The organism is Kitasatospora sp. NPDC056651 (assembly GCF_042792155.1).
Lineage (GTDB): Bacteria > Actinomycetota > Actinomycetes > Streptomycetales > Streptomycetaceae > Kitasatospora.
Genome location: NZ_JBHTWX010000156.1, coordinates 1 through 14812, shown reverse-complemented (window position 1 = coordinate 14812; position 14812 = coordinate 1). Strand labels below are relative to the sequence as shown.

The following is a 14812-nucleotide window of genomic DNA, read 5'->3' as shown; positions in this document are numbered from 1 at the left end:
CTCTACGCTTTCAGCCCCCCCCCCCGCATCAGCCCCCACATCTCCTAAACATGGGGACCCGGCCCGGACGGCCCGGCCCCGCGGGTGGCGGCCGCCCGCCACCCGCGGGCTTCTTTACGTCCGCGCTTCAGCCCAGCGGGACACGGGCACCGGTCTCCCACTCGTCCATCTGCCGGTCACGGCCGAGGACAATGAGCTCGGCCGCGGTGACGTGAGCGGTGGTCGGGCAACTGGTGACGCCCGCGAGGGCGTCGGCAGCCGATCGGGCCGGACCGTCGGCACCGCGGTGAGGAGGGTGAGCAGGGCCCCTACGGTGGCCGTCCTGCTGGTACGCATTCACCCAGTGCCCCACAACAAGGGCCAGCAGCACCAGCCGCCTTGTCACCCGCACGAGCGATCCCCGTTCACGGTCGACGGCGCGCGAGGGTCGGCGAGGCCGCGACTACCGGCGGCCGGTCGAAGACGAAGGCGCGCCGAGTACTGTCGCGGGTATGGCTGAGTTCCTGATCACGATCACCACCGTCAGCAGCGAAGCCGCTGCTGCCAAGCTGTCCCGCTCCGCGGTCGAAGCCGGTCTGGCTGCTTCAGGGCAGGTCACCGGACCGGTCGCCACGACCTATCGACACCTCGGAGAGGTGTGCGAGGGCACTGAGTGGCAGGTCGCCTTCCGCACGACGGAGGACCGGGTCACCGAACTGGAAGGGCACGTCGTCGCGGAACACCCGTACGACAACCCGGAGGTGGTCTCGCTGCCGATCCTGTCCGGGCCACAGCTCTACCTGGACTGGATCACCCGAGCGACGCGACCCGCAGGCGGTTAGGACACCGTGTGGGAGCAGCAGAGTCGGCAGGCAGTGGCCATGCGACGATGCCGAAGCCAAGGGATGTACCCCCGTTCGGCCCAAGCGCTCCACGGGGGCGGTATCCGGAGTACCGTCCTGACTGAGTGGGGTCAGAACGGAGAACACCAGCATGCCTCTGAACAGCGAGCACATTGGCGCACGCGTGAGGATTGCCCGAAATGCGGCTGGGCTGACGCAAGTTGAGCTGGCCGACTGCCTAGGGCGGGCCGAGTCCTGGATGGCGAACGTCGAGAGCGGCCGACAGCCGCTCGACCGGTACAGCGTGATCACCGCCATCGCCGACCGCTGCGATGTCGATGTCGTATGGCTGCTCGGCCAGCCGTACCGACTCCAGCGCGGCGGGGGAAGCCTCGCCCACGCGCACGTCCCCGCGATCCGGACCGGCATCCGTCGCGCCGGTCTGATTCTCTCCGGACACCCCGGACTCATTCCTCAAGGCGCCCCAGTCGAACTGGCCGAGCTACAGCGGCAGTCCCGTCGCGCCAACGCGGCCCGCCAGGCCGCGAACCTGCCCAGCGTCGCCACGCTGCTGCCCCCGTTGATCGAAGACCTGAACACCGCAGTACTCACCCACGCCGGGCACCAACGAGAGGAGGCCCTCAGGTTGTTGATCGACACCGCCAGGACCGCCCGGATGTGCCTGAACCAACTCGGCTACCCGGATCTGGCCTGGTCGGCTGCGGAAGTCGCAGCCAGTGCCGCAACCGCTGTTGACGACCCGCTGATGCGGGCTGCCGTCGCTTGGGACAGGTGCGGTGCGCTGCTGCACCAGGCCTCGAACCGGGAGACCGTCGCGGTTGCCGAAGCCGCGATGCGGGACCTTGAACCCTACGCCGAGAGAGGCGCGCCCGACCGGGAGGCAGTATCCCTCCGCGGGGCCCTGCAACTGCGGTGCTCGATTGCCCACGCCCGGGCGGGACGCAAGGACGACGCCTGGTCCAGCATCAACGCCGCTCTGGAGGATGCCGACCGCCTCGGTGGCGACTGGTACGACCTGGCGAACCACACGGTGTTCGGACGTGGCGTCGTGGCTGTGCACGCGGCGGAAGCCGGCGTCGAAGTCGACCAGCCGGACCGCGGACTCGGTTACGTCCCGGAGGTCGACATCTCCCGGATCCCGTCGAAGGAGCGGCGCACGCACTACGCGATCGACGAAGCCCGGGCGATGCACCGGATGGGCAAGAGCTCGGCAGCCGTGATCAAGCTGAAGGAAGCCGCAAGTGCGGCTCCGCACTACGTGTACGCCGACCCCATGAGCCGTGCCCTGGTCACTGAACTTGTCCAGGTCGGGGTGCCGTCACAGGCTGCCGCCCTCTCGGGCCTCATCCGCAGCATGGAGCTTGTCCAGTAGCTTCCCAATCCAGTCGAACAATTGACGCATCATTGGATTTCTTGGGGGGCACGCCCCCTTCAGGCTGCCATTCTCAAGAGGTCGCCAGAGGCCTTCTTCACCTCCGAGCATGTTGTTGATGAGCTGGAAGAGTCAACGGGCGCAGGCTTGTTCGTCTGGACCACCAGGTTCGACGCCCTGATCACCTCCCGGGAAATCGGGGTACGCATCCGACCCAGTACCCCACAGCGCGGGCCGACAGTGCCAGCTTGCCCCCCGCACGAGCGATCCCCGTTCACGGTCGACAGCGCGCGAGGGCCGGCGAGGCCGCGGCTACCGGCGGCCGGTCGAAGCCGGAGGCTCGCCGAGGCACCCGTACGACAACCCGGGGGTGTGTCTCGCTGCCGATCCTGTCCGGGCCACAGCTCTCCCTGGACTGGACCACCCGGGCGACGCGACCCACAGATTGTTAGGGCACCCTGCTGCGTTCGAGGAGTTCAGCGACCGGCGAGAGCTGGCGGTGTTGTTGAAGTCGGTGGAGGAGGATGCGGGAGCGACCGGCGGGGCGAGTCGAGGCGAGCCCGTGGGAGAGGTCGAGCACCTTGCCGGTGATCGCGACGGAGTGCTCGATTTCTCCCGCGTCCAGGTAGGCGGAGGCCAGCCAGGACAGGTAGAGCGCCTTGTCGCGGGCCCTCGTGTCGTCGTAGCGGGACAGCGCTGACTCCAGCGCGGGGATCGCTCGCAGCGGCCGGTGGAGCTCGGCCCAGCATCGGCCGGTCATGATGGCGATTTCGTCCGCATCGACCCAGTACACCCAGTCTGGTTCCGGCCGGTCGCTTTCCTCTCGGATCGCTTCTTCGGCAGCAGCGAGGGCGCGGCCGGTGGCGTTGGCGTTGCCGCTGGTGGCGTGCTGCCAGGCCAGACGGTCCCACAGCAGGGCCCGCACCCTCGGTGAGGCGTCACGGCCGGCCGTCTCGCAGGCAGCAGTGGCGAACTCAATCCCGGAGCGGCCGTTGGTGGCCCACTCCAGGTAGGCGAGGAAGGCGTAGGAGTTACCCGCCAGCGAGCTGTCCTCAGCAGCCTGAGCTGCGGCCATCGCGGTCAGGTAGTGCGAGCGCGCTTCACCGTAGCGGCCGGCATCGAACGCCGCCCACCCGGCGAGCTGGGCCTGCTCGGCAAGGACACTCCGCAGGCCCGCCCCGGTGGCCTCGGTGTAGACGCCCTCATCGACCAGGCGGACCGTGTCTTTCAGCTCCTGGCAGTACATGGCGTAGGTGTCCCCGCCGCCCATGAAGTCGTCCAGCCGCCGAAGCCGTGCGGTGCGCACGCGCAACTGCCGGGGAACATCCGGACCGAGCCTTGGCCCGGAACCGAGGTAGTCGATCGCGGGTATCACCGCGATCCCGGCTCCCGCTGCCATGAACTGCCGACGATTCACGTCCCGCTCCTTCGCCGTCTGCTTCTTCTGCCGCCTGATCCGTCGGGCCGCGACAACGGCCCTGCGCAGTTCCTCTACCGGCACGTCGAACTCAGCAGCAAGGAGCTGCTGCGACGTCGGGTCAGGCAGGGCCTTCTCGGTCTCCCATCGGGACACCATCCCCTGCTCCATCGGATGACTCCGGCGTTTCGACAGATCGCCGGCCAACTCCTCCTGCGTACGGCTGGTGGCTTTCCGCAGTCTCCGAAGCAGCGGGCCGATCGTCTCGACGTCGTCGCGCGTGGTCATCCTCGCTGCTCCCCGGGTTTGTGCTGAACGTCTCCGTCCATACTCGCCATATTTCTGAGCCATGTCCCAGAAACAGCCATGCCTCCTGGCCGATCCACCCAAACGGGAACGGCAGTTGACTAGTCGTCGGCTGCTTCTTGGATGCAGCTTCCAGCCACACGGGTCTCATCCCACCGGCCGATGGCCGCATTGGGTCCCTCACCCCGGAGTTCGCCGATGTCCACGTCCCGCCTTCGAAGCTCCTTCACCACCGCTTTCCCCGCCGAGCCCGTACAGATCCGCACTCTTCGCCGCTGGGCGAAGGCGGTCCTGCCCAAGCTGGGCCTTGACGGCCGGCAGCAGGACGCCGTGCGGGACGACCTGGAGCTCGTGCTGTCCGAGCTCGGTGCCAACGCCATCGTGCACGGCTGCGGCGGCGACCGGCCGGACGTGCAGCTGACCGCCTCCCTGACGTATACCCCCGGGACACTGCGGGTGTCCGTGACCGACCCGGGGCCCGGGCGACCGCAGTACCGGACGGCGGACGACGAGGCGACCTGCGGCCGCGGCCTGCGACTGGTCATGGCCCACGCGGCCCGGTTCGGCATCGAAGACCTTCCCGATGGCGGCAAGGAGGTCTGGGTCGAGCTCGAACTGCCCGCTCCCGCGCAGCCGACGGCCTCGGCCGCAGCCGTCGAGCCGATCGGCCTGCGGGTCGCGGCCCTGCGCTCGGCCGCCGTCCTGCGGGAGTCCCGGCCTCGGCCGGCCGTCGGGACCCTGCCGCCCGGCCGTCCGGAGCTCGACCGAATACCCGCATGACCACCACCGCGTAGACCTCCGGTGGCAGCCTGCCGCACTCGCTCGCGCAGGCCACCACCGGATCCCAGAACACCCGCTCCGGTCCACTCCCGGAGCGGGTGGCGGAAGAGCACCGCCCGACCTCCAGGGGCACGCATGCTCACCGCGTCCGGAGCCGCCCCCTCACCTCACCCCTCCCGAGGGGCTGCCGGCTCGGACAACCTGCGGGGCCCGTACAGGGCCCCGCGACCGGGCGGCACGAAGTTGGCGACGCCGCCCGGTGTGGGCCCGGCCCTTGAACGTGGGGCCGGGCCCACACACCCCCAAAAGACCACCCGCCGCCGGGAATCGGCGGCGGGTAGGCCGCGCGCCGTGGACGGCACACCCCCGTCCGCCCCAGCCCCGGCCGAACCGGGCGCCGGAGTGCGGAGGGAACGCGACCCGCCGCCCGTCCCGGCACGTGCCACCCGGCACCGGGCCGCCCGGTCCGGGACGACCCCGCCAAGCAAGGCGTCCCGGACCTTTCACTCCCTCACCCGACTCCCTCACCCGACTTCGTACCGAGGACCGCGCCGTGAACGTCGCCATGCGCACCGGAGATCCGCTCAAGACCACCAGCCCGGCCCGCCGAGCAGAGGTCGCCGCCTCCTACGAGGCCCTGAAACAGGCCTGCGCGACCACCAGCGGCAAGAAAACCCAGTGGGCTGTACGGGCCGAGCTGGTCAGCGACAGCCCGAACCACCTCTGGCGGCTGCCCGCCTCGAACTCCGTCGCCATCGTCCACCCGAACGCGGACGAGGCCTGGGCCCTGGTCAGGGGTGCGCAGTTCCTGCGGCGGCAACGGGTTGCCACCACCGCCCCGTACTACACGGACGTCATCACGGCCACCGACGGCCAGGCCGTCAGCTTCTGGCACCAGTGCGGCCCGCCGAGCACCGACACATCCCTGTCCGCATGGGTGACCGCCCTCACCCACCGCATCGACCCCGAGGCCGCCCCATGGCTGCGGGAGCACGACCCCTTCGCCGGCCTCCTCGACGGCCTGGACCGCGCCCCGCTGGACGACCACGCCCGCGCCTTCCTCCACGAGCGCGCGGCCCGGCTGCACGAGGAGTGGGCACACCTCGACTGGCCGACCCCGGACACCGTCGTCTTCGGCACCCGCGCCATGGTCCCCGTCCACGACGACGGCGTCCACATCGGCCTCCTGCTGCGCCACCCGCTGCGGCGCGGCCACCGGGAGTGGGACCGTGTTGCCGCCCGCTGGCGCTCCGAACTGCTCCTCGGCCCCCGCGAGGACCACCGGACCTACGCCGACACCTACCTCTCCTACCTGGACGGCCAGGACCCGGGCTACCCCTGCATCGGCGCCTGGCCCGGCTACCAGACGGTCCGCGACACCGTCGTCCTCACCGAGGTGGTGGACACGGTACGCCGCGCTCACCTCGACAAGCGCGCCCGCCGGCTGGCCGCCCACCGCCTCGCGTGCCTGCGCGGCGCCTTCCCCGCGCCGTGGAACTGGGGAGCGCGGTGACGGCCCCCGGCCCGGGTGCGCGCCTGCTGCCGGCCGTCCACGAGCCCCGGGTCCTCCGGTGCGGCCACTACATCGCCGAGAAGGTCAGCAGGCACCAGGCCCTGGTACTGAGCCACCTGGTCACCGGCCTCAACGCGATCGAGATCGCGGACGCCGTCAACTCCCTGCCCGAGCGCTCCGGAGGCGCCGCGGTCACGCCCGACCGGGTGCGTGAGTACCTGAACTCGCTGCGGGTGAAGGTGCGGGCGCGGACCTGGGTGCAGATGGTCGACACGGCCTGCCGGATGAAGCTGCTTCTCCCGCCCCGGACGGAACTGGAGGAGCAACTGCCCGAGACGGTCGTGCACACGCTCCAGCTCTCGGTCGACGGCTGCACCAACCAGCAGATCGCCGCCATGAGGTCCATCTCGCACAACACGGCCGGGAAGCACCTGGAGACGATCCGCTACCTGACGGGCACCCGCAGCAACCCGGCAGCGGTCTTCCGTCTGCACGGGGTGGTGCCCGGCGTCCTGGACAGCACCTGCCCCATGTGCCCGACGGGGCCGGCGAACCCCCTGCCGCCCGGGCAGTCCCGATGACCGACTTCGAGCTCCTCCAGCTCTGGGCCACCCGGAAACTTCCGGGCGTGCCCTGCGTGGACGGCGTACCGCTCCTGCCCCAGGACGCGCTCAGCCGCATCGCGACGGAACTCCCCCGACTCGGCGGCCCGCAGCTCGGCGACCCGCCCATGGACCGCCTCGCGGAGGTGATGGAGGACACCGCCCGCCGGCTGCGCCGTACCGACGGCGCCGGGCCGCGCCCCACCCTGCTGGCCATGCTGGCCGATGAACTCCTCGAAGCCGACCAGGAGTCGAAGCGGTGCGAGCACCTCGCAGCACTGGACCGCGTACGCCGGGTGTGCGTCATGACAGTGTGCCTGGACGAGATCGCCATCCACGCCGCGACACCACCCAAGACGATCCAACCCCCCTTGTTGGAAGGCCCGTTGTGACCCCCTCAGCGCTTCCCCGGTCCAACTCGGCCCCCACCACACCTGGCGCCCGCCCAAGGGTGGAGCCATCGCCAAGGTCTGGTGCCCGGGCACCGATCACGCGGACGCCCTCCAGGCCGCCCGCTCGAACCTGCGCTTCCAAGCTCGCCGCGTCGCCGGCCTCGAAGCCCCAGATCGCCACCCCGCCGGGATGACCCGCGCTACGCGGGGCGAGGAACGGGGTCGATCTCCGCCAGGATGCCGTGCAGCTGACGGGCTCCCAGGGCAACCCGGTCGTCGGTGTCCCGCAGCATCTCCTCACACAGCCGTACCGCTTCGTCCCGGTCCTCGGAGAAGATGCCGAACACGTCGACGATTGCGGTGCGGATCCAATCGCTGTGATTCGCGTCGGCGACTGCCATCGCGGAGGCGACTACCGTCAGCCCGGCCCCGTCCATTCGCCGAAGCACGGCTTCCGTGGTCACCCGGGTGACGAAGGTGTCACCCGGGTCGAGCACGAGCGCCGGCAGCGGCCCCGGCACCGTCCCGGCGCGGCCAGGCCGGGTGGATGAGGCGGCTCTCGTAAGCGAAGACCACGGCCTGGATCCGGTCGCGGAGTTCGAGCTTGTGCAGGACGCGCCCCAGGTGGGACTTCACGGTCGCCTCCGCGAGGTGGAGGGCGGCCCCGATCTCGGCGTTGGACAGGCCGCGGCCCACCTGGACGAGCACCTCGCGTTCGCGGGCGCTGAGCCGGCCCAGCCGCTCGTCGTGCTCGGGGCTGCGGCCGGCGGGGAGGTGCGGGCGGAGGTTGTCGAGCAGGCGCCGGGTGATCCTCGGGGAGACCACCGCGTCACCCGCGGCGACGTCACGGATCGCGGCGAGGAGTTCCTGGGGCCTGATGTTCTTCAGCAGGAAGCCCGAGGCCCCGGCGTTGAGCCCGGCGAAGGCGTACGCGTCCAGGTCGAAGGTGGTGAGGATCAGCACCTTGGTGCGCGGGGAGGCCGCGACGACCTGCCGGGTGGCCTCGATCCCGTCGGTCCTCGGCATCCGGACGTCCATGAGGACGACGTCGGGGCGCAGCTCCCGGGAGAGGCGGACGGCCTCGGCGCCGTCCGCGGCCTCACCGACCGGTTCGATGTCGGGCTGGGCCTCCAGGACGGTGGCGAAGGCCATGCGCAGCAGCGCCTCGTCGTCGGCGATCAGGACGCGGATCGTCATGCGGACGCCACCGCGCCGCCGTCGAGACGCAGCCGGGTGTGGACCTCCCAGCCGCCGCCCGGGAGCGGTCCGGCCCGCAGCGGTCCGCCGTAGGCGGCCGAGCGCTCGCGCATGCCAGGGATGCCGTGGCCGGGGATGCCGTGACCGGGCGGGGGTGTGGCGGCGGGGCGCGGACGGAGGGGGCCGTTGTCGGTGACGTCCACGGTGACGGCGGCGGCCGAGCACTGGATCCGGACCTTCGCGCGGGTGCCGGCGGGTGTGTGCTTGAGGGTGTTGGTCAAGGCTTCCTGTACCAGGCGGTAGACGGTGAGTTGTGCGGTGGCGGGGACGTGGTCGTGGCCGCCGTGGACGTCGAGGCGGGTCGGCAGCCCGGCGGCGCACATCTGGTCGGCGAGGGCCTCCAGTTGGGCGATGCCGGGCAGCGGGTGGCGCTCGGCGTCCGGTTCGTCGGTGCGCAGGACGCCCAGTGTGCGCCGCATGTCGGTCAGGGCCTGGCGTCCCGTCTCGGAGACCTGGTGCATCGCGGCGGTGGTCCGGCCGGGCGCCGAGTGCTGGGTGCAGAGCGCGGCGTCGGTGAGCGCGACCATGACGGACAAGTTGTGGGTGACGATGTCGTGCATCTCCCGGGCGATGCGGGTGCGTTCCTCGGCGACGGCCAGTCGCGCCTGCTGCTCCTGTTCCCGTTCCAGGCGGCCGGCGCGTTCCTCCACGGCCGCGAGGTAGGCGCGCGTGGTGCGGACGTTGACGCCGAGGACGGCGGCGGCGACGGTCGTCGCGGTGGCCGCGACGAAGGGGGTCAGGAACGCGCCGTCGGCCGCCCAGCGCAGGCAGGCCAGCAGGACTCCGGCCTGTGTGACGGCGGCGGCGGCGAGCGTGCCGCGCCGGCCGGTGCGCGCGGCCACCGTGTAGAGCGCCACCAACAGGGCCACGTCCGCCGGGAGTTGGACGCCCGCCAGCCACTGGACGAAGGCCGCGGCGGCGACGGCGCCGAACACCGCGACCGGGGCGCGGCGGCGCCACAGCAGGGGCAGTGTGAGGGCGGCGGTGAGGGCGGCGGCCACCGGCACCTCGTGCGGGGTGCGGGTGGTGACGACGTTGAGGAGCAGCAGCACCGCCGGCAGCGAGTCCCCCACCACGGGCGGCAGCCGGGAGGCCGCCCTCGTCCACCGCAGCCGGGCCGGGACTCGCAACAGGCCTTGGGCGTCGCGGTGTTGAGCGACCGCCTCGCTCATCACACCTCCTTGTCGGTCGGGGCGCCACGGTGGCCCCGGGCGGGGCTGCCACCGCGTACCACCGGGTACGCGCCGCGCCCTGCCACGGTAGGCCGCGGGCCCCGTGGGGCGCATGAGTCCACCGGCTGATGCCACCGTCCCGGGGTACGACCGCAGGAGGAGTCCCGGTGCCTCCCGTGGTCGCAGCGCGGTGGCGGATCCGGCGTGCCCGCGTGCTACTCCGGTCGTACGGGGCCTTCCGCGGATGGCCACCCCGGTCGCATCCGGCGGCGCCCCGGGGCCGATGCGGCGGCGCGGGCCCGGCGCCGAGCATGGCCGGGTGACCGAGATCATGACGGGACCTCAGCTGTCCCCCCTGGAAGTCCTCGCCCTGCTGGGCGCCGTCGCGCTGGTGGCGGCGCGCTGGCTGCCGCCCGCCGTCCGCCCCCGCGTCACGATCGCGGCGGGGGCTCTTCTCGTCCTGTCCGCGCTCGTGCTCCTCGCCGTGGCGGGGATCCGCTGGCAGCTGCTGCCGGTGCTGGCGGGAGCCGCCCTCGCGTCGCCGTTCGCCGTCGCTCCCCTGCTGCGTCGCCGCGGCGGCCGCCGGGCGTGGCGGGCGCGCTGGTGGCTGGCGCTGCCGGGGTCGGCGGCCTGCCTGGGCCTGATCGCCGCCGGTCCGGTGGCCGCGTGGGCCTTCCCGGTGCCGGTGTTCCCGGAGCCGTCGGGCGGGTTCGCGGTCGGCACCCGGGTGGTGCAGTGGACGGACCCGGACCGCCCCGAGACCTTCACCGCCGATCCGGACGACCGGCGCACGGTCGTGGTCCAGCTCTGGTATCCGGCGCGCAGGAGCCCGGCGGGTACGCCGCGGGCCCAGTACCTCGGGCGCACGGAGCAGGAGGCGCGCACCGTCTCCGAGGCGCTCGCCCGCGGCGTCGGGCTGCCCGGCTTCCTGGTCGACGGTGTCCCGCGGGCCCGCAGCCGCGCGGTCTTCGACGCGCCGGTGGAGGACGGCGGCGGACGGTTCCCCGTCGTGCTGTTCTCCCCCGGGTCGGGCGGGGTGCGCACCCAGAACACCGCCTGGGCGGAGGAGTTGGCCAGCCACGGCTACGTGGTCGCCGCCCTGGACCACCCGTACGACTCCGCCGCCGTCGTCCTCGCCGACGGCCGGACGGTCACCACCGAGACCGCCTCCAGCGGCGACCCGGACAAGGACGAGGAACTGGCGGCCGGCTGGACGGCGGTCCGGGCCGCCGACCTCCGCTTCGTCCTCACCCGGCTGGAGGGCCTGGACCGGGGAGACCGACTGGACCAGGGGAACGGCCCGGGCCAAGGAACCGGCGCCGACCCTCTGACCGGACGCCTGGACACCGGCCGGGCCGCGGTGGCCGGCCACTCCATGGGCGGCGCGGCCGCCCTCCAGGCGGCCCGGCAGGACCACCGGTTCGGCGCCGTCATCGACCTGGACGGCTTCCCCCACGGCCCCGCCTCGCCCGCCCTCGCCCAGCCGGTGCTCGCACTCACCCAGGCGATCACCCCGGCGACCGACCCGCGCTACCTGCCCCGCCTCACCGAGGCGCTCGCCGCCGGCACCGGGGCGAGCTACCGGCTGACCGTCCCCGGCGCCGCCCACCTCACCTTCATGGACGGCCCCCTGTACCTGCCGCCGGTGCCCTCGATCGTCGGCACCCTGGGCCGCACCGGGAGCCCGCGCCTCGTCGCCGGGGCCACCCTCGCCTTCCTGGACGCCGCGCTGCGCGGCAGGGCCGGGGACCCGGCCGGCGCGCTGTCGGCCTTCGGCGGCCTCACCGTCCACCGCCCCGGCACGGGCGGCTGACCGGCCGTCGCCCCGGTGCCGCCCTGGTGCCGCCCCGATGCCCCAGCGGCACCAGGGCGGCACCGACCGTCCGGCCCGGCGCTCCGCGAGCGGGCGTCACAGCTCCTTGTAGGTGAACTCGGCCGCCGGACCGGTCGGGGACGAGTAGCCGTTCGACAGCACGGTGACGTCGATGGTCCTGGGCTTGCCCAGGCCCGTGGTCGGGGCGGGCGCGGTGGCGACGATCTGGCCGGGCGTGCCCGTGCGCTCGACCCGGACGGACGGGGAGGGGTTGTCGCCGAAGAAGACCTGGGCGTCGGAGCCGAAGTTGACGCCGGTGATGGTGACGGGGTCGCCCTTGCGGCCGCTGTCCGGGGCGATGCCGGTCAGCACCACCGGGGCGGGGCCGCCGTAGGCGAACTGGCCGAGGGGGACGGCCGGCGAGGTGCCCAGGTTGGTGGTGACCCGCACGGCGACGACGCCGACGCCGGGAGGCGCGTAGACGCTGATCGCGGTGCCGTCGCCGCTGACGGCCGGGTTCCGGCACGGGACCGCGCCGAAGTCGACCGCCGTGCCCGCGCCGAAGCCGCTGCCGGCGATGACGACCGCGCTGCCGGCCTTTCCAGTGGTGCCGGTGATGGCCCGCACCACCGGGCCGGGCAGCACGTCGGGGGCGCCGAGCAGACCCAGGTAGGTGGAGTTGGCGTGCTGGTAGGCGACCTGGCCCATGAAGTCCTGGAGCGTCTTCTTGACCATGACCGGGTCGTAGTCGCTCTTGTAGTCCGGGTTCAGCGGGTTGGCGTCGCCCACCTGGGCGTAGCCGTGGGGACCGGGAAGCGCGGCGATCGCCGTGATCACGGCCTTGATGTCGTCGTTCGCCGCCGGGCCGGGCGGATCGGGATACCACTTCTTCGCGTCGTCGAGACTGGTCCAGGCCTGCGGCACCAGGTCCCAGGCGTTGTAGTAGCGCTCGTTGGCGACCCAGTTCAGGGAGTCGACGTACGCCGCGAAGTCCGGGCCTCCGGCGGTGGGGGCGGCGAAGGTGTAGAGGGCGAACCCCGGAGTGGCGCCCGGCCAGGTCAGCGCCCGGAGGTAGGGCGCGACCATGGTGGCGATGCACCCGCCCAGACTGTGACCGATCACGTGGACGGTGGGGTTCGGCGCGGCCCCGGCGAGGGCGCCGGCGAGCGCCTGCACCAGGGTGACGCCCGCCGCGTCCATCGTGACGACCTGGCTGAACGCCTCCATCGCGCCCTTGGAGACGGCCACCGGGGCGGCGGGCGAGCCGACGGCGGTGAACGGCACCACCGTGCCCACGTCGAGGTCCTCCAGCAGGTCGGTGACGTTGGCGACCGTGCCGCGCAGGACCACGGCGAACGCGTTGGAGGAACGGCTCGCGGCCAGGTACGCCATGTTCGCGTTGTCCGGGCTCAGCGCCAGCCACCGCAGGCTCCAGTCGTTCCCGGTCGCGAGGGAGGAGTCGGCCAGCTGCTCGTTGACGCCCAGGAAGGCCCGGTTCTGCTGCTGCGCCGCCGTCTCGCCCGATGGACGCGGAGTGGCCGCGGTCGCCGCGATCGCGGCCAGCGTCATGGCCACCTGCGGCGTGGTCGGTGTGCCCTGCTCCGTCGGCATGCGTGCTCCCTGGGAACGGATCGCCTCCCTCGGAGGGGGAGGTCGTGTCCCCTCTGGGTTCCGCCGCGAGCGTTCGGCGATGTGTCCGGGCCCGGGACGTCACGCCATCGGGCGTAGGCGGCCCGGCCGGACCAGGCACCGGCACCGGCATCGGCACCGGAGCGCGGGGCGCAGGGCGATCAGGACCGGTCGTCGGCGGCCATCGGCATCGGTGAGAGCGGCCGCTCGAAGAAGGTCTCCAGGACCACCGTCGCCTGCGTCCCGCTGACCCCCTCGATGGCGTAGATCCGGCGCAGCACGTCCTGCAACTGCTCGGTGGTCGCGGTCCTGACCTTCACCAGCACCGAGGCGCTGCCGGCGATGACGTGCGCCTCCAAGAGCTCGGGGATCGCCGCGAAGTCCGGCGCCGAATCCCCCATCCAGGACGTCGAGTCGACCATCACGTAGGCCAGGACGGCACTGCCGACGGCGGCCGGGTCCACCTCGACGGAGGTGCGCCGGATGACGCCGCGCTCCCGCAGCTTGCGCACGCGCTCGTGGGCGGCGCCGGCGGACAGGCCGACGGCCTGGCCGAGCGCGGCGTAGGGCTGGGTGGCGTCCTGCTGGAGCTGGGCCAGCAGCGCGCGATCTATGTGATCCACAACTCTCCGTTCGGAATCGACTGGCCAGAGCAGTATCTCATCTTGCAGCATGCTGCACAGGCCGAACAGAATTCGGCACATGATGGTCTTCGTGAGGAGTGGACTCCATGAGCGACGGGCGCCCGGAGCTGTACGAGATCTTCGACGACCGGTTCCGCACCGGGCGGTGCATGAACGGCGACAGCGCGCTGGAGGTCCTGTTCACCGGCTGCCGCTGGGCCGAGGGACCGGTCTACCTGCCCGCCTGGCGCCAGCTGGTGTGGAGCGACATCCCCAACGACCGGATGCTGCGGTGGGACGAGGAGACCGGCGCGGTCGGCGCCTTCCGCCGCTCCGCCGGGCACACCAACGGCAACACCCTCGACCGCGAGGGCCGCCTGGTCACCTGCGAACAGGGCAACCGCCGGGTCACCCGCACCGAACACGACGGCACCCTCACCGTGCTGGCCGACCGGTGGCAGGGCAAGCGCCTCAACAGCCCGAACGACGCGGCCGTGAAGTCCGACGGCTCGGTCTGGTTCTCCGACCCGGACTTCGGCATCACCAGCGACTACGAGGGACACCGCGCCGAGAGCGAGATCGGCGCCAACAACGTCTACCGGATCGACCCGGCCACCGGCGAAGTGCGGCTGGTCGCCGACGGCTTCGGCGCGCCGAACGGCCTGGTCTTCTCCCCCGACGAGCGACAGCTGCTCGTCTCCGACACCCGAGCGGGCTTCATCCGGGTATTCGACGTGCGCGACGACGGCACCCTGTCCGAGGGCACAGTCTTCACCGAGGCCGGGGCCCGCGACAAGGCCCGCTTCGACAACCTCCGCTTCGACCACGACGGCCGGCTCTGGGCCGCCGCGATGGACGACGGCGTGCACTGCTACGACCCCGACGGCACCCTGATCGGCCGCCTCGACGTCCCCGAGACGGTCTCCAACATCGCCTGGGGCGGCGCCAAGCGCAACCGCCTCTTCATCACCGCGGAGACCAGCCTGTACTCGCTGGTCATGGGCGTCACCGGCACCCACCCGACCGGACCGGGGCACCGGCCCTGGCGGTAGCCGGCACCCCGGCCGTCCGGCCGGCCGCCGACGGTGTACGCC

Annotated in this window: 14 protein-coding genes; 8 read left to right on the top strand and 6 right to left on the bottom strand. The window is 72.4% G+C overall.

The window, feature by feature from the left end:
* The first annotated feature begins 491 nt into the window (after window positions 1–491).
* Together cutA and ACFRAR_RS36250 are read left to right on the top strand one after the other, a co-directional pair.
* On the top strand, window positions 492–821 hold the full coding sequence (gene cutA / locus ACFRAR_RS36255; RefSeq protein WP_380704249.1) for a divalent-cation tolerance protein CutA: 330 nt from the start codon (window positions 492–494) through the stop codon (window positions 819–821).
* 151 nt (window positions 822–972) lie between these two features.
* A complete protein-coding gene (locus ACFRAR_RS36250; RefSeq protein WP_380704247.1) occupies window positions 973–2214 on the top strand; it encodes a helix-turn-helix domain-containing protein in 1242 nt (413 codons plus the stop codon).
* Between the two features lie 448 nt (window positions 2215–2662).
* On the opposite strand, the gene ACFRAR_RS36245 is transcribed toward ACFRAR_RS36250, so the two are convergent.
* A complete protein-coding gene (locus ACFRAR_RS36245; RefSeq protein WP_380704245.1) occupies window positions 2663–3919 on the bottom strand; it encodes a helix-turn-helix transcriptional regulator in 1257 nt (418 codons plus the stop codon).
* Window positions 3920–4135: 216 nt separating this feature from the next.
* Here ACFRAR_RS36245 and ACFRAR_RS36240 point away from each other — a divergent pair, with 216 nt between their 5' ends.
* From ACFRAR_RS36240 to ACFRAR_RS36225, 4 genes are all read left to right on the top strand, one after another.
* Entirely contained in the window at window positions 4136–4717 is a 582-nt protein-coding gene (locus tag ACFRAR_RS36240) for an ATP-binding protein (RefSeq protein ID WP_380704243.1), read from the top strand.
* A gap of 553 nt (window positions 4718–5270) precedes the next feature.
* The gene (locus tag ACFRAR_RS36235) at window positions 5271–6230 is read left to right on the top strand and encodes a hypothetical protein (protein WP_380704241.1); all 960 of its coding nucleotides are present in this window, start codon (window positions 5271–5273) and stop codon (window positions 6228–6230) included.
* Complete coding sequence (locus ACFRAR_RS36230) at window positions 6227–6811, top strand: helix-turn-helix transcriptional regulator (RefSeq protein WP_380704239.1); 585 nt, start codon at window positions 6227–6229, stop codon at window positions 6809–6811. Before ACFRAR_RS36235 ends, ACFRAR_RS36230 begins: the two co-directional genes overlap by 4 nt.
* A complete protein-coding gene (locus ACFRAR_RS36225) occupies window positions 6808–7224 on the top strand; it encodes a hypothetical protein (RefSeq protein ID WP_380704237.1) in 417 nt (138 codons plus the stop codon). Before ACFRAR_RS36230 ends, ACFRAR_RS36225 begins: the two co-directional genes overlap by 4 nt.
* A gap of 200 nt (window positions 7225–7424) precedes the next feature.
* Here ACFRAR_RS36225 and ACFRAR_RS36220 read toward each other — a convergent pair whose 3' ends face one another.
* Genes ACFRAR_RS36220 through ACFRAR_RS36210 form a run of 3 tightly spaced genes read right to left on the bottom strand, consistent with a single transcriptional unit; the run spans window position 7425 to window position 9653 of the window.
* Entirely contained in the window at window positions 7425–7688 is a 264-nt protein-coding gene (locus tag ACFRAR_RS36220) for a hypothetical protein (protein ID WP_380704235.1), read from the bottom strand.
* Window positions 7689–7704: 16 nt separating this feature from the next.
* Entirely contained in the window at window positions 7705–8421 is a 717-nt protein-coding gene (locus ACFRAR_RS36215; RefSeq protein WP_380704233.1) for a response regulator, read from the bottom strand.
* On the bottom strand, window positions 8418–9653 hold the full coding sequence (locus tag ACFRAR_RS36210) for a sensor histidine kinase (protein ID WP_380704231.1): 1236 nt from the start codon (window positions 9651–9653) through the stop codon (window positions 8418–8420). Before ACFRAR_RS36210 ends, ACFRAR_RS36215 begins: the two co-directional genes overlap by 4 nt.
* A 283-nt stretch (window positions 9654–9936) precedes the next feature.
* Here ACFRAR_RS36210 and ACFRAR_RS36205 point away from each other — a divergent pair, with 283 nt between their 5' ends.
* Entirely contained in the window at window positions 9937–11466 is a 1530-nt protein-coding gene (locus ACFRAR_RS36205) for an alpha/beta hydrolase family protein (protein WP_380704251.1), read from the top strand.
* A 96-nt stretch (window positions 11467–11562) separates the two neighbouring features.
* Here the strand turns inward: ACFRAR_RS36205 and ACFRAR_RS36200 are convergent, their stop codons facing one another.
* The gene (locus ACFRAR_RS36200) at window positions 11563–13077 is read right to left on the bottom strand and encodes an IPT/TIG domain-containing protein (protein WP_380704229.1); all 1515 of its coding nucleotides are present in this window, start codon (window positions 13075–13077) and stop codon (window positions 11563–11565) included.
* 179 nt (window positions 13078–13256) lie between these two features.
* Window positions 13257–13718 carry an Lrp/AsnC family transcriptional regulator gene (locus tag ACFRAR_RS36195; protein ID WP_380704227.1) on the bottom strand — a complete coding sequence of 154 codons (462 nt, stop codon included), beginning with the start codon at window positions 13716–13718 and terminating at the stop codon, window positions 13257–13259.
* A 107-nt stretch (window positions 13719–13825) separates the two neighbouring features.
* On the opposite strand from ACFRAR_RS36195, the gene ACFRAR_RS36190 reads away from it, so the two are divergent.
* Window positions 13826–14770, top strand: a complete 945-nt coding sequence (locus ACFRAR_RS36190) for an SMP-30/gluconolactonase/LRE family protein (protein WP_380704225.1) — start codon at window positions 13826–13828, stop codon at window positions 14768–14770.
* Window positions 14771–14812: the final 42 nt, after the last annotated feature.

What these genes read in the sequence shown, in the direction of transcription:
- cutA (WP_380704249.1), top strand. Translation starts at nt 492, where the DNA reads ATGGCTGAGTTCCTGATCACGATCACCACCGTCAGCAGCGAAGCCGCT.
- ACFRAR_RS36250 (WP_380704247.1), top strand. Translation starts at nt 973, where the DNA reads ATGCCTCTGAACAGCGAGCACATTGGCGCACGCGTGAGGATTGCCCGA.
- ACFRAR_RS36245 (WP_380704245.1), bottom strand. Translation starts at nt 3,919, where the DNA reads ATGACCACGCGCGACGACGTCGAGACGATCGGCCCGCTGCTTCGGAGA.
- ACFRAR_RS36240 (WP_380704243.1), top strand. Translation starts at nt 4,136, where the DNA reads ATGTCCACGTCCCGCCTTCGAAGCTCCTTCACCACCGCTTTCCCCGCC.
- ACFRAR_RS36225 (WP_380704237.1), top strand. Translation starts at nt 6,808, where the DNA reads ATGACCGACTTCGAGCTCCTCCAGCTCTGGGCCACCCGGAAACTTCCG.
- ACFRAR_RS36215 (WP_380704233.1), bottom strand. Translation starts at nt 8,421, where the DNA reads ATGACGATCCGCGTCCTGATCGCCGACGACGAGGCGCTGCTGCGCATG.
- ACFRAR_RS36210 (WP_380704231.1), bottom strand. Translation starts at nt 9,653, where the DNA reads ATGAGCGAGGCGGTCGCTCAACACCGCGACGCCCAAGGCCTGTTGCGA.
- ACFRAR_RS36205 (WP_380704251.1), top strand. Translation starts at nt 9,937, where the DNA reads ATGCGGCGGCGCGGGCCCGGCGCCGAGCATGGCCGGGTGACCGAGATC.
- ACFRAR_RS36200 (WP_380704229.1), bottom strand. Translation starts at nt 13,077, where the DNA reads ATGCCGACGGAGCAGGGCACACCGACCACGCCGCAGGTGGCCATGACG.
- ACFRAR_RS36190 (WP_380704225.1), top strand. Translation starts at nt 13,826, where the DNA reads ATGAGCGACGGGCGCCCGGAGCTGTACGAGATCTTCGACGACCGGTTC.